The sequence below is a fragment of the Paenibacillus sp. 1001270B_150601_E10 genome (genome assembly GCF_015558675.1).
In the GTDB taxonomy this organism is placed as follows: Bacteria; Bacillota; Bacilli; order Paenibacillales; family Paenibacillaceae; genus Paenibacillus_B.
Window position 1 is genome coordinate 70,506 of record NZ_JADMOL010000017.1, and the last position, 1,889, is coordinate 72,394.

1 protein-coding gene is annotated in these 1,889 nt (G+C 49.4%); it reads left to right on the forward strand.

What is annotated here, in order from left to right; genetic code table 11:
* Window positions 1-1,889 (forward strand): condensation domain-containing protein (locus I2H74_RS22725; RefSeq protein WP_195576534.1); only part of this gene is annotated, 1,889 nt, incomplete at both ends.

The following is a 1,889-nucleotide window of genomic DNA, read 5'->3' on the forward strand; positions in this document are numbered from 1 at the left end:
GAGTTCCAGGAGAGCTGTGCATTGGGGGAGCGGGAGTTGCAAGGGGATATTGGAATCAGCCCGAGCTTACTGCTGAAAAGTTTGTAGCCAATCCATTTCGTCAGGGTGAACGAATGTACCGGACAGGCGATCTCGCACGTTGGCTTCCAGATGGCAACCTTGAATATCTTGGACGAATTGGCGAACAAGTCAAGATTCGAGGCTATCGCATCGAGCTTGGCGAGATTGAAAGCTGCCTGAGAGATATCGATGGGATATTTGATGCGGCAGTCATTGCAAGACACGAGCATGAGGAAGCTTGCCTTTGTGCATATGTGGTCGGAAAAGGCGAGCTTGTGCTGGAGAAGGTTATAGAGCAGCTAAAAGCCGCGCTTCCTTCCTATATGATCCCAGCACATCTGATACAGCTTGAAAGGCTCCCGGTAACACGCAATGGCAAGCTTGATCGCAAGGCTCTTCCTGAGCCAGAGCAGTCAAGCAGCAACCCATACGCTGCTCCACGTGATGCGATGGAACGCAGTCTCGTCGAAATCTTCGAGCAGGTGCTCGCCTGCAAACCGATTGGCATCGACGATAGCTTCTATGAGCTTGGTGGGCATTCGCTCCGTGCTACAAAGCTTGTGAACGCAATAGAGAAGTCGTTCGGAGTGCGCCTTAAGCTTCGCGATGTCTTAACGGAGCAGACCGTGCGAAAGCTTGCGTTACGCGTTAGATCGGACGAAAAAGTCTCGTATGAGCCGATTGCGGCCCATCCGTTGATGCGAGAGGTTGTCATGAGCCCTCACCAGAAGAGTATCTACCTTGTTCATCAGATGCATGGAGATCAAGGTCGTAATCGAACTTACAATATTCCGTTTTTGTTTAGAAGCTCGCAATCGATCGATTATGATCGACTTCATCATGCGCTCAATAAGCTTACAGACCGCCATTCGCTGCTTCGAACCTCCTTTATACAAGAAGGAAGCCAATTCGTACAGCGGATTGCAGAGCATGCGACCATAGAGTTGGAAACGGCCGAATACCGGAGCGAAGGAATACCTGACTTATTTGATGCATTTGTACGTCCGTTTGACCTTTCGAAGGCGCCACTTATGCGTGTTAAGGCGGTAAACGCAGCGCTAGGTGACACCATCCTCATGTTCGATCTTCATCATATTATTTTCGATGAGGGTTCAAAGGGCTTGCTGTTAGAAGAGCTATCAAAGCTCTATAATGGTGAATCGCTTCCACCAGTAACTGTAGATTACAAGGATTACAGCCTGATGATTAGCAGTACCCCTATGACGAAGGAAGAAGCGTACTGGACTCTTATGTTCGATGAGGAGCCGCCAGCGCTTGAGCTAATGACTGATTATCACCGACCTAAAGAACGAAGCCATCAAGGCAGCAGCTTGCATTCTCAGCTCTCTTCTTCTGTTCAGGCTAATGTTAAAGCGATAAGCCGTCGAACAGGTGCAACAGAATACATGGTGATGCTGTCGGCATTCATGCTGCTCTTAAGCCGCTATTCAAGACAGGAAGATCTCGTTGTGGGCAGCCCGATTGCTGGCCGTCAGCATCCGGATACGCAGCAGATGCTTGGAATGTTTGTCAATACATTAGCAATACGTGGAAAGCTGGATGCGGCGTATAGCTTTGAAGTTTGGCACGCTGAAATGAAAGAGAAATGTCTGCAGGCCTATGAGCATCAGGCGTATCCGTTTGAGCGCTTGGTTGAACGTGTGGTAACAGAGCGGGATCTGTCCAGGCATCCACTATTTGATGTGGTCTTTGCGCAGCAGCAGAGCGAGTCTTCGAGTTTGAAGCTTGGCGCAGCTGGATTCGAAGAGATGAAACAGCAAAGTGTCGCTTCAACCTTTGATCTGACCGTGAGCTTGGAAGAGAACGAA